This is a genomic window from Roseovarius sp. ZX-A-9 (assembly GCF_028369135.1).
Lineage (GTDB): Bacteria > Pseudomonadota > Alphaproteobacteria > Rhodobacterales > Rhodobacteraceae > Roseovarius.
Genome location: NZ_JAPWHW010000021.1, coordinates 44,660 through 58,868 on the forward strand (window position 1 = coordinate 44,660; position 14,209 = coordinate 58,868).

Annotated in this window: 17 protein-coding genes and 2 pseudogenes; 9 read left to right on the forward strand and 10 right to left on the reverse strand. The window is 56.8% G+C overall.

The annotated features are described in order from the left end of the window. Together O3306_RS18230 and O3306_RS18235 are read left to right on the forward strand one after the other, a co-directional pair. Entirely contained in the window at positions 1 to 1,227 is a 1,227-nt protein-coding gene (locus O3306_RS18230; protein ID WP_272009972.1) for an IS256 family transposase, read from the forward strand. Positions 1,228 to 1,303: 76 nt separating this feature from the next. After that, positions 1,304 to 1,450 (forward strand): annotated as a pseudogene (locus tag O3306_RS18235) (IS3 family transposase); the annotation flags it as partial. Between the two features lie 147 nt (positions 1,451 to 1,597). Here the strand turns inward: O3306_RS18235 and O3306_RS18240 are convergent. Genes O3306_RS18240 through O3306_RS18255 form a run of 4 tightly spaced genes read right to left on the reverse strand, consistent with a single transcriptional unit; the run spans position 1,598 to position 5,802 of the window. Then, positions 1,598 to 2,089 carry a hypothetical protein gene (locus tag O3306_RS18240; RefSeq protein WP_272009974.1) on the reverse strand — a complete coding sequence of 164 codons (492 nt, stop codon included), beginning with the start codon at positions 2,087 to 2,089 and terminating at the stop codon, positions 1,598 to 1,600. Continuing rightward, positions 2,076 to 4,238, reverse strand: a complete 2,163-nt coding sequence (locus O3306_RS18245) for an efflux RND transporter permease subunit (protein WP_272009976.1) — start codon at positions 4,236 to 4,238, stop codon at positions 2,076 to 2,078. The genes O3306_RS18240 and O3306_RS18245 overlap by 14 nt, the downstream gene beginning before the upstream one ends. A gap of 2 nt (positions 4,239 to 4,240) precedes the next feature. Further along, on the reverse strand, positions 4,241 to 4,741 hold the full coding sequence (locus tag O3306_RS18250) for an isoprenylcysteine carboxyl methyltransferase family protein (RefSeq protein WP_272009978.1): 501 nt from the start codon (positions 4,739 to 4,741) through the stop codon (positions 4,241 to 4,243). Beyond that, a complete protein-coding gene (locus tag O3306_RS18255) occupies positions 4,738 to 5,802 on the reverse strand; it encodes a type III polyketide synthase (RefSeq protein ID WP_272009981.1) in 1,065 nt (354 codons plus the stop codon). The genes O3306_RS18250 and O3306_RS18255 overlap by 4 nt, the downstream gene beginning before the upstream one ends. 355 nt (positions 5,803 to 6,157) lie before the next feature. Here O3306_RS18255 and O3306_RS18260 point away from each other — a divergent pair. Then, positions 6,158 to 6,424: pseudogene (locus tag O3306_RS18260) on the forward strand (integrase); the annotation flags it as partial. Positions 6,425 to 6,724: 300 nt separating this feature from the next. Here the strand turns inward: O3306_RS18260 and O3306_RS18265 are convergent. Further along, complete coding sequence (locus tag O3306_RS18265; RefSeq protein ID WP_272009983.1) at positions 6,725 to 7,258, reverse strand: hypothetical protein; 534 nt, start codon at positions 7,256 to 7,258, stop codon at positions 6,725 to 6,727. Between the two features lie 76 nt (positions 7,259 to 7,334). Beyond that, positions 7,335 to 7,472, reverse strand: a complete 138-nt coding sequence (locus O3306_RS18270; protein WP_272009986.1) for a hypothetical protein — start codon at positions 7,470 to 7,472, stop codon at positions 7,335 to 7,337. Between the two features lie 307 nt (positions 7,473 to 7,779). On the opposite strand from O3306_RS18270, the gene O3306_RS18275 reads away from it, so the two are divergent. The 3 genes from O3306_RS18275 (at position 7,780) to O3306_RS18285 (ending at position 9,070) form a co-directional block, all read left to right on the forward strand. Continuing rightward, positions 7,780 to 8,211 (forward strand): hypothetical protein, encoded by a 432-nt coding sequence (locus O3306_RS18275; protein WP_272009988.1) that lies wholly within the window; start codon positions 7,780 to 7,782, stop codon positions 8,209 to 8,211. Beyond that, on the forward strand, positions 8,208 to 8,621 hold the full coding sequence (locus O3306_RS18280) for a hypothetical protein (protein ID WP_272009990.1): 414 nt from the start codon (positions 8,208 to 8,210) through the stop codon (positions 8,619 to 8,621). Before O3306_RS18275 ends, O3306_RS18280 begins: the two co-directional genes overlap by 4 nt. 275 nt (positions 8,622 to 8,896) lie before the next feature. Next, positions 8,897 to 9,070: a hypothetical protein gene (locus O3306_RS18285; protein ID WP_272009992.1), complete on the forward strand. Its 174-nt coding sequence runs from the start codon at positions 8,897 to 8,899 to the stop codon at positions 9,068 to 9,070. Between the two features lie 39 nt (positions 9,071 to 9,109). Here the strand turns inward: O3306_RS18285 and O3306_RS18290 are convergent, their stop codons facing one another. Continuing rightward, on the reverse strand, positions 9,110 to 9,844 hold the full coding sequence (locus O3306_RS18290; RefSeq protein WP_272009995.1) for a Crp/Fnr family transcriptional regulator: 735 nt from the start codon (positions 9,842 to 9,844) through the stop codon (positions 9,110 to 9,112). Between the two features lie 149 nt (positions 9,845 to 9,993). Here O3306_RS18290 and O3306_RS18295 point away from each other — a divergent pair, with 149 nt between their 5' ends. Continuing rightward, a complete protein-coding gene (locus tag O3306_RS18295) occupies positions 9,994 to 10,230 on the forward strand; it encodes a hypothetical protein (RefSeq protein ID WP_272009998.1) in 237 nt (78 codons plus the stop codon). A gap of 346 nt (positions 10,231 to 10,576) precedes the next feature. Here O3306_RS18295 and O3306_RS18300 read toward each other — a convergent pair whose 3' ends face one another. Further along, positions 10,577 to 10,894 (reverse strand): HPF/RaiA family ribosome-associated protein, encoded by a 318-nt coding sequence (locus O3306_RS18300; protein WP_272010000.1) that lies wholly within the window; start codon positions 10,892 to 10,894, stop codon positions 10,577 to 10,579. 625 nt (positions 10,895 to 11,519) lie between these two features. On the opposite strand from O3306_RS18300, the gene O3306_RS18305 reads away from it, so the two are divergent. Continuing rightward, positions 11,520 to 11,870 (forward strand): hypothetical protein, encoded by a 351-nt coding sequence (locus O3306_RS18305; protein ID WP_272010002.1) that lies wholly within the window; start codon positions 11,520 to 11,522, stop codon positions 11,868 to 11,870. 107 nt (positions 11,871 to 11,977) lie between these two features. On the opposite strand, the gene O3306_RS18310 is transcribed toward O3306_RS18305, so the two are convergent. Continuing rightward, positions 11,978 to 12,217 carry a hypothetical protein gene (locus O3306_RS18310; RefSeq protein WP_272010004.1) on the reverse strand — a complete coding sequence of 80 codons (240 nt, stop codon included), beginning with the start codon at positions 12,215 to 12,217 and terminating at the stop codon, positions 11,978 to 11,980. 305 nt (positions 12,218 to 12,522) lie between these two features. Here O3306_RS18310 and O3306_RS18315 point away from each other — a divergent pair, with 305 nt between their 5' ends. Next, the gene (locus O3306_RS18315) at positions 12,523 to 12,783 is read left to right on the forward strand and encodes a hypothetical protein (protein WP_272010006.1); all 261 of its coding nucleotides are present in this window, start codon (positions 12,523 to 12,525) and stop codon (positions 12,781 to 12,783) included. Between the two features lie 163 nt (positions 12,784 to 12,946). On the opposite strand, the gene O3306_RS18320 is transcribed toward O3306_RS18315, so the two are convergent. Then, positions 12,947 to 14,173: a response regulator gene (locus tag O3306_RS18320; RefSeq protein ID WP_272010008.1), complete on the reverse strand. Its 1,227-nt coding sequence runs from the start codon at positions 14,171 to 14,173 to the stop codon at positions 12,947 to 12,949. Positions 14,174 to 14,209 lie beyond the last annotated feature (36 nt).

The window sequence follows — 14,209 nt, forward strand, 5'->3', positions numbered from 1 at the left end:
ATGACAAAGATTACAGACATCAGCATGCCCGCGCTACAGGCCAATGAAGCGGGATATGATCCGATCGAGGATCGGCTGCGAGAGAATATTCGTGCCACGATCGAAGCAGTTTTCGAAGAGGAGCTGGACGCGTTTCTGGGACGCTGCCGGTATGACCGTGGCACCGACAAAGCCACGGGCTACCGGCATGGTCGCCGCGAACGCCAACTCATCGGCACTTTCGGCACGGAAACGGTGAGCGTTCCGCGCGCCCGTATCGAAGGCCAGGATGGGAAGATTACCGAATGGCGCTCGAAAGCGCTGCCGCGCTATCAGCGGCTGACCAAGAAGGCCGAGGCCCTGATTGCCTCAGTTTATCTGGCCGGCACCAACACACGGCGGGTGAAGCGGGCTCTGTATGGGCTGTTTCAGGGCGCTGTGAGCAAAGACGTGGTCAGCCGCGCCTGGCGCAAGGTGAAGGTCGACTGGGACGCCTGGGTCGCGCGCAGCCTGGCCGACGAAGACATCGTCCGTCTGATTTTGGACGGCACCGTCATCAAGACGCGACTGGACAAGAAAGCCACGAACATCTCCGTGCTGGCGGCCATCGGCGTGCGCCGGGACGGGCAGAAGGTGCTGCTTTCCATTAAGAATATGGGCGGTGAAAGCAAGGCGGCCTGGGCCAAGTTTCTCGGCGATCTCGATGTGCGTGACCTTCAACGCCCTGAGCTTGTCATTGTCGACGGCGCCCCCGGTCTTGAGGGCGCGCTGGTCGCGCTCTGGGGTGAGGACTTGCCGATCCAGCGCTGTACGGTCCACAAGCACCGTAACCTTCTCGGTCACGCTCCGAAACACATGCAGGACGAGCTGACCGAGGATTACCGCGACATGATCTATGCCGCCACTGCGGCAAAAATCGAAAAGCACCGTAACGCCTTCCTGCGCAAATGGCGCCTGAAATGCCGCGCGGTCGCTGACAGCCTGGAGGAGGCCGGGGACCGGCTGTTTACCTTCACCCGGCTGGACCCGTCGCAGTGGAAATCGGCACGGACGACAAACGCCATAGAACGCCTGAACGAGGAATTCCGCCGTCGCATCAAGACCCAGACCGTGCTGCCCTGCGCCGAAACCGTGCCGATGCTCCTCTGGGCACTGATGGCATCGGGCCAGATCCAGATGCGGAAAGTAGATGGTTGGGAAACCTTGGCTCAGCCCGTTGCCCCGATCAGCCTTGACCTCGCGGCCTGATCAGGCCCAAATCCCAATACTCGGAGAACGCCGCCGGAGAATTTCCACCAGATTCGAGACACAACCACCGGTCGATGTGCGCGTCACTCCGCTGCCGGATCCGGGAACCGTTCTGAAATTGATAGGAGACTGTATCGAGGACTATAACGACAACCACCCTCACAGCGGCCTGAAATGGCACTCACCTCGTGATTTCATCAGGGCTAAAACCGAAACCGCTTAGGTGTCCGGTAAAACGGGGGCTGGATCAAAACCGCCCTTTCGCTGCGCTTTGTATCGACAAGCGAGGAGCGGATTTAGTGGTCCTTATCGGCGCGCTCACTAATGACAGCTTTCAGAAATGATGCTCAACGAATGATCATATCTGGCGCTATCTGGTGAAAGAGATATCCGACATCATGATGGTCGGATCGCTACGATCAGTCGAGCGCAAGCGAAGGGCTTCTTCTGACACCCGCCACTCCACGTTCTGGCCAAGATTACGGCCAGTGGTAGGATCAGTCATATTGAATTTGAAGGCAACAATATCGTCCAACTGTACCCCGACAACCCGCGTGCTGCCGATACCATCTGGATTAGACCAGCGCCCTGTGATTCTTTCCATGCCGTCGAATCCCGTCAAAGTGCCAGATATCGTCAACCGCCGCCCTGGCACGACACACTGCCCTGACAGGGTGAGGGTTAGACCTGCACTGTCGTAGCTGTTTTTAATTTGGCAGCGCACGGTTTCCTGAGGGCTTTGCTGCGTCTCTTTGGCCCAACCAGACCCGCGCCAAGTGCCTTCCATGCCAGCAAGAGGTTCAGCCATTGCCGCAGAGGCGAGGGCAACCGCGGAAATGATAGTGATCTCAGACAGAAGCATGCGCGGTCCTTTTCCAAGTCAGCAGTGCAGGCAGTAAAAGTAGATCAATCAGCAAAGCGGCCCAGAGTGTGACGATCATCATGGCCCCAAACAGACGGATCGGGGTAAAATCACTGAACAGCGTCACGGACAGGCCAAACGTCAACAAAAGCGTGGTCAAAACCATGACCTGTCCTGCCGATTTGGTTGCCGTCACGACCGCCTGCTCGGAAGTCTGGCCTGTGACTTTTGCATCTGAAAACCGGCTCAGAAAGTGAACCGTGTCATCGATGGCAACGCCAAATGAGATTGTCAGGGCAAGGACGGCGGTGGGACTGAGTTGACCCTGTGCCCAAAGATGCAGCGATGCACCAGCAATCATCAACGGCAAGACATTGGGAATGATAAGCACAGGAACTAAGCGCGCTGAGCGAAACGCAATGGCAACCAAAGCTGTTGCGCCAAGAGCTGCCACGATCAACCCCAATGACAGTTGCTCGATAAGGCTGACGGCTTCATACCGCATGATGGTGGGCAGGCCGATGATCGTGTCTGCCCCGGCGGCAAGGGCGGTTTCGTAAACCGCGTCGAAAAGCGCCAAGGTGTCGTCGCTGCGCATTGGCTCTGGCACGGACACAAAGATACGGGATGTATCCTCACCACCGCGAAGCTGATCCACCAATGCCTTTGGCAACGTTTCCAGTTCTTGCGGCGTTGGGGCAGTGTCCGGGTGGCCCAGCCAGCGGGCAAAATTCACTTCGGACAACACCGTTTCCGGCGCACTAACAGCCTCAAGTTCTTCGACCAAACTACGGGTGTCATTCCAACCGCCGCTCGTTTCCACGACCGTCTGAAACACACCGCCAAAATCATCTGAAATGGCGTCATTCGTGGCCGAGGTTGCGCTGTCGACAGGCAAATTTTGGTAAAGCGGGAACCATGCTTGCGTCTGACTGAAGCCGAATGCCGCAACACACAAAGCAAGTATGCAGAACGCGATCATCACACGGGGCCGTGCTGCCCCAATCAGGGTTAACCGCCGCGCAAAGACTGCGCTGAATTGCGGAATCGGCCTGTCCGATAAGGGGATAATCCACCCCAGAAGCGCGAATGTTACGATGACAATACCGAAAGACAGCATCGTCCCTATTGCCCCCAGAACAGCAAATTCAAAAAGCTGTGCGTTTCCCGTCAGTGTAATACTGGCGAACGCAACAGCCGTCGTAAGCGCCGTCAATGCACATGCAGGGCCAACGGTCTCCACGGCCCCTCGCAGCGTCCCGTGTTCTTTAAGGTGCCCTGTCAGATGCACGCCGTCGGCAACGCCCAAGACCAGCAACAGGATCGGGATCACGTTGCTAAGGACTGTGATCGGATAGCCAAGCCAGACTGACAGCGCCAGAACGCCTGCCGCCCCGACCAGCGCAGGCACAACCGCCAGCAATCCCATCCGCAGGTCACGAAGTAGAGCAAATGCCGTGAAGGTAATGATCAAGGCTCCCCAAAGGTTCAACTCAATCAGGTCGTCTTTCAATCCCGACACGATTTCCGCGCTGATGACTTTCTCACCAGTAATGTTGGCCGACAGGTCTCCGGGTAAGGCGCGGTCCAACTCGGATTGTATACCTGACATCGCAGCGGCAATCTTTGTCTGGTCAGTGTTAATCGCCACGCTGAGCAAAATCGCTGTGAGGCTATCATTCACGAACGTCGGCAAGCCTGTTTCAAGCGCCCTAAAAGACGCCAAATCATTCGCAAAAGCAGGTTCAATCGGGGTTTCGAAAAGAGGCGTGCCGGACGGTGCATCAGGAGTTGGCAGCCATCTAAGTATGAAAGGCGACGCAACAGCCGTAACTCCTTCTAAAAACTCCATATCCAACGACAAATCGCGCAGCGCAGTCATGTCCTCTGCGTCCAGCGTGTCTGGCGAAGTGATATGCATCAGAACAGTGCTTAGGGGCGGTGATTGTTCAGCCTCATAAGCGCGTTGAGCCTGTGACAATGGGCTGTCTGATAGAAAAACACGGTGAATATCATCATCGAACGACAGCCGTGGCAAAGTGTTGCCGATTAGGATTAACAATGCGAACAAACATAAAGTCGCGCTGCGCGGGAATTTGATGGCTGCAAGTCCGAGGCGCTCAGCCCCGAACCCGATGCCCCAAACCAAAGTTAAGCCGCCCGAAGTGGCGCAAGTGCTTTATGCTCCACTCGAATACGGACCCACAACATCGCCGCATTCAGAACAGTGAAAAACACCGCGACCCAAACAAGTCCTAAGACCATCGGTGCAACGATTATTTCGGTCACGACCAGCATGTAATTGGGATGAGAGAAATATCTAAAGGGTCCACGCACGACGAGCGGTTCCTCAAGAATGATGATGCGTGTTGTCCAGCGACTGCCCAAACTGCCCAAAATCCAGAGACGCAAGATTTGCAAGACAGCGAACAAGGCCAACCAACCAAATGCACAAGACTCGTCATAGCCAAGGATGATTAGACAAGCGATCCAAGCGCAATGCATGCCAACCATCACTGGATAGTGTGACGCGCCAACCTCATAAGCACCCTTTCTGAGTAGGCGCGCGGTGTTCCGCTTTGCAATGACCAGCTCGCTGAACCGCTGCAGAAGGATGAAACCGAGAAAGAGCGCTGTTGCTGTTTCCATCATGCGGCATTCGCGCTGACATGAAACGGCAGAAAAGATGCGGTAAAGCCTGGTCCCAAGGCACAAGCCATCATTTGACCTGTTGTCCCGGCTTCAATAACAGATTTCATTACAAACATTACTGTGGGGGCCGACATATTTCCAACCGCCCGCAATGTGTCGCGTTCCGCAACAAGTGAACCCTGATCAAGGTGTAACGCGCCCTCAATGGCATCCACGACTTTTGCGCCACCAGGATGACAGACGTAGCGGTCGATCTGAGCATGATTGAGATTTGCCGCTTTCAAAGCACCCTCGGTTGCAGCCGCAAACTCTTGGGTGACAAACGATGGGATCGAGCGGTCGAACACAACACCAAAGCCGTTTTCGTCTACGTCCCACCCCATGATGCCAAGCGTATCGGGCCACATTTTCTGATGGCCCTGACCCAATGAAACGACCTTACCAGTCGTCGGAGCAACCGAGCTAATGCACGCGGCTGCCGATCCATCGCCGAACAGAACTGTCGCAATTATATCGGCTTTCTGAAGTCGATCCGCCCGAAAAGACACTGAACATGTCTCGATCAATACGAGTAAAACTTTTGCACTCGGCTTACCTGACGCAATCGACTGCGCCACGGACAAACCTGATACACCCCCAGCACAGCCTAACCCGAAAAGAGGAACTCGCATGATGTCTTCTCGAAAGCCCATCTCGGAAAAAACCTGTGCATCCAGTGTCGGTGTAGCAATACCTGTCGAGCAAACGGTTACCACGCAATCAACGTCTGATCCTTCCCAGCCAGCATTTGCGAGAGCGAGTTGTGCGGCGTCAATGAACATCGCCTTTGCCCCGACAATAAAGGCGGCGTTCCGATCCGCCCAGCCGTGATCTTCGGAGAACCAATCGATCGGAACGACAGAATAGCGTTTGTCGATCCCAGCTGTTTCAAAGGTCTTCGAAAGACGACCGAACTGAGGGTATTTATCGCCAAAGATAACGGATGCACGTTCTCTAACGTCTGATTGCGATAGACAATGTGGGGGTAGTGCGGTCGAAAGGCTGTGAAGGTAAACTGTCATTGCAGACCTTTGTTGAGGTTAGGTCTGATTTGATCGGCGTCAGCCCTGTGAAAGACATAGTATTTTTTCTGGAAATACAAAGCTTTGAAACCAGTAAAGTTCCATTGAGGATCGAAAAAGTCCTATCAGCCGATACCCATCATCTTGATTTACACCACCAAAAATCCCGATCAGAACAGAACCAGATGTTGGAGGGTCGTGACGTTCTTCTAATAATGGACGTACGAGCTTCACACATCATGAGTCGAATTGGGCTCGTAGCAGACCTCGGATGCGTCGCAGCATGTCGTGATATTATGAATCGTCAACGTCGGGTTGTCGATATGGGAGGGCATGGCGGATCGGAGGATCAGTCATGCAATCACCAAACTTACCCGCCATTCGAGCACTTCGCCCTGCATGGAACAAGCGGCGCATCGTCGGCCAGAAACGCCGACTGAAGCCCAAACATGTTTGGGCGATCAGGGTCCGGCTTGAGCTTGCCGAGAACCGCCGCGAACTAGCGCTCTTTAACCTGGCCATCGACAGCAAGCTGCGCGGTTGCGACTTGGTCAGAATAAAGGTTGTCGATGTCATGGCATCTGGCCTGATCAAGGAGCGGGCATCTGTCTTGCAAAGCAAAATGTAGACCGGCATGCATGTTTGGATGCCCCGCATCTTTGGATCATGGGCAAGCAGTTTCGAACCGAAGCGCTCTTCACTCTTACTAGTATCAGCAGCGGCTGGATGAGCCCGGGCTGACGGGTGCGGCGTTTCGCCAAGCGCTCAACCCCTTGCAGAACCGGCAGATCCGCTCCCCGAATCCTTGGCTATAGAAAAGAGGTATCACATCGCAGGCATTGGCGTTTTTGCGGAACATCGCCCAAGGCCTTTGCCGTCTCGATGTCTGGCGTTACACCCTCGGCGATGGCCTTGTTCGCCATCACATCTGCCCCGCTACGTGGCGGGTGCGTGAGGGCAACCGTGATTCCGGTCGTGGGAACATGCCTTCGTTTTCGGCGGCCCGGATTGATTCATCATCCCGCGCCCGTCGCCTAGCCGCCTTCGAAGTCGGCGCATTCAAGCTGGCATCAGGCGTCCCGAGCCCGGAGTAGAGATGTCGCAGATGCGCCTCGGAGACGTCGTCGGCTTTCATCACGAGACGCACCATCGGATCAGCCAGCATTTCTTCCAGGAAAAACTGGGATAACGCCTTGCCTGTCAGCTTATCTCTGGCGCGTGCATGGTCCAGGTCGGCAAGGGATACGGTCAAAGTTCGCTCAAGCCCGGGATGCGATATCCGGGAATGAAGCTTCACAAGAACGGAGGCCTTCCAGGCGGCGAGATCCTGTTGGTCCGGGGGTGAAGCCAATTCCGTTTCGATCTCGTACTCCCCTGCCGGGAGCGTCTCGGCAAAGCCTGGGACGGTGAACGGTCGGGCGAACGCCACAACTGTCTTGCTCGTCAAATCTTCCATCGGCGTGATCCTCTCCCTTGTTGCTGTGGGTGGCCCGCGCCCCCTTTGAGGATGGGGCGCGTGGCCTGTGCACCTCTCAAGATGTCTTGGATTTCACTGGCGCTTCCTTGCCGACGACCTTGGACTCATTCTCTTTGGCAGGGGTCTTCGCCGTCTCCGCAGACTTCGGCTTCATCGCGACCGCAGCCCTGGCGGTCAGGTCCTTGAAGGACATGTCATTGATCCTTTGATTGGCCGACGCCCCCTCCCCGTCCATTCCGGACCGGGATGTTTGACATCGGTAGTATCTACATGGGGGTTGGCGCGCCAATTTGCGATGGCGCACCGCGAAGGAAGCCAAGTTCAGGCCAATTCATCGGACCAGTTTTCGGATTGCATCAAAGTGTTCGACCCGACTGTCTGGGTCAAAGGTACAACGGCGATAATCGCCAGCACTGACCTGTGTAAGGGCGCCGGAACCGTGCTGCGCGTACCCTTGGGAGAAACAGGAACGATTTGCGTTCCGTTAGCCAAGAAGTGGAATGAATATGGCCGAACCCAGTGTTCTCAGGCCGCACCCGCCCGAGTTCGAGCGATTTCTCTATGCGTCGGTCGGCGAGGACCGGAACGGATATGTCGTGACGGTCCTCTCCGCGCTCGCGCGGCTCGGCCTCGACCCTTGGATAGAAACCGCTGAACTGGTCACGCTGGGGCGCGATGCGGCACGAGCGCGGCTGGGAACGCTGCTTGCTCGATTTCGGGATGTCCCCATGCTCGCAAGCGATCACGGCAGGGTCGCACAAGATCTGAGCCAACTGCTCCCCGAAGGTCCAGCATCAGATACCCTGAAGCGGGCGGCCTCGACGGTAACAGGCCACCGCTTGGGCACAAGTGGAACAATCTGGGCGGTTCTAACGATCATCATTGTGCTGTTTCAAGTGCTGACGATTGTCGGGGCGGGGTCAGGCGAATGACCGTTTCCTCTCAGACCGCCAAGACACCAGGCCAAGCAGCGCACGAGGCCGAAACGCTTTCCCCGCCCCAACAAGACGTTCTCTGGGACATGGAAGAACACTTCTGGACCAGCGGCGCGGACAATGCGAGAGCGACAACAGCAACCGACGCCGTCATGATCTTCCCCTATCCTCCCGGTATCCTGCAGGGTGACCATATCTGGACCCATCTTCGCGAACGGACAGGTTGGCGTTCGGTCGTCATGGCGGAACGCGGAATAATGCGGCGTGGTGAGATCGCGATTCTCACCTACCGGGCCTCGGCAGAGAAGCCGGACGTGCCGATCTTCCAAGCGCTCTGCACCTCCACATACCTCCACGATGAGGACAGATGGCTGAGAATCTCCCACCAGCAAACGACTGTGACGTGAATAGCGCCAAGACGCTGTAACAACCGGGTCAGACCTCCGCGAGCGGGGTATCGCCCTGCGGCCGGTTACCCGTGCTCACCGTGGGCGCTGACAGAAATCCGCATCGGCGCGCGCCGGGGGCTAACCTGAGTCAGTGCAGCGATGCGCCGGCATCCGTTAGGTGAGACGTGCCCGCCGAATATTTGGCGGTGCGATTTTTCCGAGTTCCCCAGAAGCGTGTGGGCATGCCAATCCTCAAAAGGTTGGCATGTCGGCACGCTTCTTTTTTTCTCGGAATGAAGTCCGCCAAGACCGTTTGGGACAAGGTGCTTTCCGACCCGCAGAAGGATGCGGTCTTGAAGCACTTTCAGGCCGCAGAAAGGGCGCGTTCGGCGAAGAATGATGCCACGACCAACAAGGAACTCGACGCGTCGCCCCAAGCCTCGCGTGACCTTCAGCGCCTGACGTGATCACTGGCGCCGCCTACCGCACAAAGAAGGGCGGCCCCCTCATTTCAAGAGCGGCCCGGTCTGGTCCAGATATGTCGGATCGAACTCGGCAAATTCCACCAGCCTGCCATAGTCGTGAAACGTCACATGCCCGTCACGAAAGGTGACCAGGCCACTCTCGCGAAGCTGCCGCAGAACGCGGTTCACATGGACCGAGCTAAGCCCCAAGGTATCGGCGAGGTGATACTGCGTCAGCGGGCAGTCGAACCCGTCCTTGCTGCCCATGCAGACCAGCGCCAGCCTTGATCCCAGTTCCAGCAGGAAATGCGCCATGCGGGCGTCCGCATCGCGCCGGCCGATCCCGACGAGATGCTCCACGACCATCGCCTCGTCCCTCGACGCTGCCCAGAGAACGGCCGTTGCGAGGCGCGGCGTTTGCGCGAATGCATCAAGAAGGTCGACCCTCAACACTTCGGCGGCCTCGATATCCACGATGGGCTCAAAGCTATGATCCGACGTGCGCAAAAGAATGCTCCGCAACCCCAGAAAATCCCCGGGCACTTGGAAATCAACGATCTGGCGCGTTCCGTCCGGCTGGATCTTGTAGGAACAAACCCAACCAGACGACAGGATATAGGCGGCCTGTGCAGACTGGCCCTGATGCACCATATCGCGCCCCGCAACGAATGTTCGGCGGCGCTGGTGTAGACGCTCGAGCACTGCCAGCTCGACCTCCGACAGGGCAACGAAGGCCGAAAGCTTGCGCGTGAGGGGGCTGTTCTCAACTGATGTCACTATTTCTACCGCGCCGTTGGGATGTCCGAGCGCAAATCGGACCGAAGACTGCTCTCGATCAGTCCAACATAGAACAATTCCTGCGAAAAGTACGCATGCGCCCGGCTGGCACCTCTGCCGGTTCAAGATGCCATAAAAGGAATACCCAGATGTCCACGGCAAACGAGCACGCAGGTCAGGCCGCGCTTTCAATCTGCGAGGCACTCCTGCTTGCCCTGAACGATAGCGGGTTGTTGCCCGAGCACGAAATCGTGGGGGTCCTGCGCGACGCCGCGGCAACCCACGAGAACGCCATCGGATCAGAGGCCGAAACGGAAAAACACCGGGCTGTCGCAGACCTGATCAACACGATCATCGCCGGCGGAAACTCGGTGCGACGGTCGTAACGCGGTGCCCTTGCAACCTTCGCTTTCCCCATGGGCAAAGCGCCATTCTAAATTGGCGACATTAGGAATTAGTCACCGATCATCCTGCCCGGCGTCACCTATGCGCAGCGGTTGTTCAGCGTAGCCAAAGTGGACGGGGATATGGTGCCGATTGACAGCGGATTTTGGTTTTGGCCGCCTATCATGGCAAGCGGGACTTCTGAGACCGCACCTCTTCACGGTCGGAACCGCCCCGCGCCAACAATCTCAAAAGGCTAGATTTACGTAAACGCCAGCACGACGCCCAACGTGGCCGTACCGCCAAGTGAAGCTGATATTTTTGTGCCGGCATGTCTTCGCGGCAGTTTCAGCGACGGTCCGATCTTTTGCCGAGAATGCTCTCCAGCGAATGTTTCATCTTCACCGCGGCGCCCTTGGCGGCCTGTTCGACAGTCGCAGCCGATTCCTTGACGACCGTCGGTTGCAGCCCTTCGAGCCGCACCTCCAGCATGCAATGCATATCGTCCGGGCCGGTCTTGTCGGTGTTCGTGTCACTCAAATGGATTTCGACTCTGGTGATGTGCTTTTCCAAGTTGGCCAGTTCGTGCTGAACGATTTTCGTAACATGGCTTGTGAGGGCCTCACTCCCGTCGATACTGTTGTCGGTACTGACTTCGATATGCATTGGCTATTCCTTCATGATGTCCTGACCCAAAGTGGGAATGGTGCTTTCACCCTCTCAGTCTAATGCACGCCACCATGTCGTGAACTGTCATAGATCAACTGACCAAGATCGACGGATCGACCGCAGCCGCGGTCCGAAAGGAGACATGTTCCGGAAGCCTGGCAAATCGTGCCTCCCTCTGCCCTGCCCCGGGACGACAGCGATGCATGCGCCTACCGACTCCACTCGCGATCTATCGCCAAAACCGGCATGCAATCTTTTCCCAAGAGCCAGAAACAGAAAAGTGAGCCGTCACCGCTACATTGCGGTCAAGACTAACATGCATCAGCGCGGGTCACCCGCTGCTGACATACAAGCAAACGGATGGCTGTAATGTGCCACCCGGGAACCGGGCAACGGCAAAGAGTGGCGAAACTCACCACGAGAGCCATACGCAGCCGAGAAATTAACTTTGGACTTGTCGCGGTTTGACGCCGCTCCTTCGCGCATGGCGCTAGGCAAGCGGCGCTTCGCTGCACAGTCCGAGATACATTCGATCGTCGAACACAACCTGAAAATGGCGCTGAGCCCAATCTTGGGACAGCGAAAATAGCGACGCGGCGCTTTCTCCGCTGGAGGACTTGATATGACCACTCCCGAATGGCTGAAACCAGGTATCTACGGTGCCGTGATTGGCGCCGTCTTTGTCGGCATCGTCGGATTCTCCTGGGGCGGCTGGATGACCGGCGGCGGCGCGAACAAGATGGCCAGCGAGATGTCACATGACAACGTCATCACGGCCCTCGTTCCGATTTGCCTAGATGTGTCACGTGCCGATCCCGATCGCATTGGACAACTCGCGACGATCCGCGCCGCGGCGACCTACAAGAGGCGCGAAGCCCTGATGGATACCGGCTGGGCGACGGTCCCGGGTTCTGATGCTCCGGACCGCGACCTGGCCGAAGCCTGCCTCGCCGCGCTCGAGATCGGCACATAGGGAAGACGCGCGAAGAATCCCACAGTTTTACATGGCCGCATGACTGCCCTTACCGAAAACCAGTCCATGAAATGTGCGCCGAACTCTTAGGAGCAACACAATGTCTTTCAAAGATCTGACAAAAAGAGCGGCAGATGCTCTGACATCAAAACCGGCCACGACGCCCGCCAAAAAGCCGGACGAAACCAAACAGGCTCAAACCAACCAGCCAGCGTGTCCTGACAAATCGGCGTGCGGAGTGTTTTCTGTTTCTGGATGAAGACGAGCACCAGCAAGCGCTTGCTTGCCCGCCTCCGCCAGAGATAAGTCGCGTCGTTAATCAGCGCAGGCGAGATAGGGATCGGCATCCCCAACCAAGAAAACGGCCCCGAAGATAAGGGGCCGTGGGACACCTCACAGAAACGTGGTTCCCCGGAGATAGATGCTCTGCTGCGCAAGGGGGAGACCGAAACGTCGTGTGAAAACGGCACGTCCCCCGATCCTGGGATTGGCGCTGTGGCTGAGGGATGATGCGGAGAACGACGCGGCAAAGATCGACGGCCTGTTTGATCGCAACCAATTACCGCGAAACGTGAGGGGGACGGTGTTTCCCCTCTGCGGCCTGCTTGCAGGCCCATCATGTCCCGCGAAATTTTCACTTAGGAGTTAATTCATGGCGAAGCTGACAAAAACGAGCTTATTCAAAACGATACCCAGATCTGAAACGCCGATGGACAAGACAACACGTGCTGCGCAGGAGATCCTCGACGAAGAGAAGAAAGACCGACAATACAAGACAGAGCGCCTTCGTAAGGCACGTCTCGAAAGAGAGGCGAGCCCAGCGGCCAAGATCAACGAGCCAGCAACCAAAAAGCCGCGCAAGAAACCAAATTCAAGAGGTAATCCCGACGCGCGCACCCACTCGCTACAATAACGGCAGATAGCGAGGTCATATGCGCTTGATGCGGTCATGCACACCGAAACGATTAATCAGTTATTCGGGCTTAAGCAGGGCGGAAAATCCACGGGATTGGGCATGTGGCGTTACAAGGGTACGGCAGCGCGCCCCCGCCTCACGGGTGAAGAGACCCGCCGCGTTAGCGCCTCGACATGCCCACAGCTTGATTGCCGTATTTGTTGCGTGACCTGCGTTTCGCAAGAGCGATCACGTTGTCCGTTGCCATTCTGGCGCGCCCTGCCGTTGAGCGTTGCAGCTGTACCGGCCCCCCGACCAATACCTTTACCTCTGTGCCTTCGCCTGCATCGGTTTCCGAAATCTTGACCTGGAGCTGCTTCTCAATATCAATTGCAGGTGTTGGGTTCTCGGAATTGGTTGCAATCAGAAGGGTGGCGTTGTCGGTGTAGGCCATCACTGTTTGATCGGTGCCCAAACAATTGGCCGCTGCCGCCGCGACGCCATTCAGCAGAGCGGCAAATTGGCGGGGCGAAGAGTGCGTATGAACGGCTTCGATCCCATCCAGGGTGGCCGCAAAAACATGCACCCCATCCACCTCTTTCCGCGGCAATTGGGTCAAGTAGTTGGAGAACACCGTATGATCGACGAGGGATTCCACCTCCCCGAGCCGTAGCCCGTCAAGCCCTTCAAACTCGTGGTTTGAAACCGCAGTCGAATTGGACTCCGTGCCTTCCTCCGTAGCAGATTCTGAAACTCGCTTCGCGCTGATCGCTTCCTGGGCCAACCGCAGGCGTGCGGCCAACGCATCAATATCAAACGGTTTTGTAATGTAATCGGTCGCACCTGTCCGATAGGCGTCTCCCATACTCGCCATGTCCCGCATCGCGGTCAGCATGATGATTGGTGTCTCGCGATATTTGGAATTCTGTCGAATACGTCGGCAGAGCTCGACACCATCCATGCCAGGCATACTGATATCGAGCAGCAGGCAGTCGAATGTCACGTCGGATTTTCTCAGTATTTCCAGCGCTTGTTCGCCAGACGACGCCGGCGTCACTTCAGAAAATCCTGCCTTTTCAGATAACATCGGCACGAGTTCAAGAATGAACGGGTCGTCATCTACGGCAAGGATCCTCATGGATGCTTCGGCCGTATCTTGCTGGATGGCCAAGGGTTCAGCCGAACCCGGATTGTCTGCGTCGATCGGGCCATCTTCGGATGTCGGGGCCTTGTTGCGCCCCATCAAGACGCCCGCGAGCATGCCGGCCGTCGGCACCAGGATCATGGCAACGGTGCCAACCAAAGCGTAAAGACCGAAGGCTAGCCAGAACGATGCCCCAAGGAAAAGGGCAACAGCGAATGCGAGCACACCCGCTATGGAACCGATCATGATATATGCGACGATCATTCAAGCATCTCCTGCGTCTTCAACACCCAAGCCCCC

Bases quoted from the DNA above. Each gene is read 5' to 3' on its own strand.
- O3306_RS18230 (WP_272009972.1), top strand. From the start codon at position 1: ATGACAAAGATTACAGACATCAGCATGCCCGCGCTACAGGCCAATGAA.
- O3306_RS18295 (WP_272009998.1), top strand. From the start codon at position 9,994: ATGTCCACGGCAAACGAGCACGCAGGTCAGGCCGCGCTTTCAATCTGC.
- O3306_RS18255 (WP_272009981.1), bottom strand. From the start codon at position 5,802: ATGACAGTTTACCTTCACAGCCTTTCGACCGCACTACCCCCACATTGT.
- O3306_RS18315 (WP_272010006.1), top strand. From the start codon at position 12,523: ATGGCGAAGCTGACAAAAACGAGCTTATTCAAAACGATACCCAGATCT.
- O3306_RS18240 (WP_272009974.1), bottom strand. From the start codon at position 2,089: ATGCTTCTGTCTGAGATCACTATCATTTCCGCGGTTGCCCTCGCCTCT.
- O3306_RS18265 (WP_272009983.1), bottom strand. From the start codon at position 7,258: ATGGAAGATTTGACGAGCAAGACAGTTGTGGCGTTCGCCCGACCGTTC.
- O3306_RS18285 (WP_272009992.1), top strand. From the start codon at position 8,897: ATGAAGTCCGCCAAGACCGTTTGGGACAAGGTGCTTTCCGACCCGCAG.
- O3306_RS18305 (WP_272010002.1), top strand. From the start codon at position 11,520: ATGACCACTCCCGAATGGCTGAAACCAGGTATCTACGGTGCCGTGATT.
- O3306_RS18310 (WP_272010004.1), bottom strand. From the start codon at position 12,217: ATGCCGATCCCTATCTCGCCTGCGCTGATTAACGACGCGACTTATCTC.
- O3306_RS18250 (WP_272009978.1), bottom strand. From the start codon at position 4,741: ATGATGGAAACAGCAACAGCGCTCTTTCTCGGTTTCATCCTTCTGCAG.
- O3306_RS18280 (WP_272009990.1), top strand. From the start codon at position 8,208: ATGACCGTTTCCTCTCAGACCGCCAAGACACCAGGCCAAGCAGCGCAC.
- O3306_RS18275 (WP_272009988.1), top strand. From the start codon at position 7,780: ATGAATATGGCCGAACCCAGTGTTCTCAGGCCGCACCCGCCCGAGTTC.
- O3306_RS18300 (WP_272010000.1), bottom strand. From the start codon at position 10,894: ATGCATATCGAAGTCAGTACCGACAACAGTATCGACGGGAGTGAGGCC.
- O3306_RS18270 (WP_272009986.1), bottom strand. From the start codon at position 7,472: ATGTCCTTCAAGGACCTGACCGCCAGGGCTGCGGTCGCGATGAAGCCG.
- O3306_RS18320 (WP_272010008.1), bottom strand. From the start codon at position 14,173: ATGATCGTCGCATATATCATGATCGGTTCCATAGCGGGTGTGCTCGCA.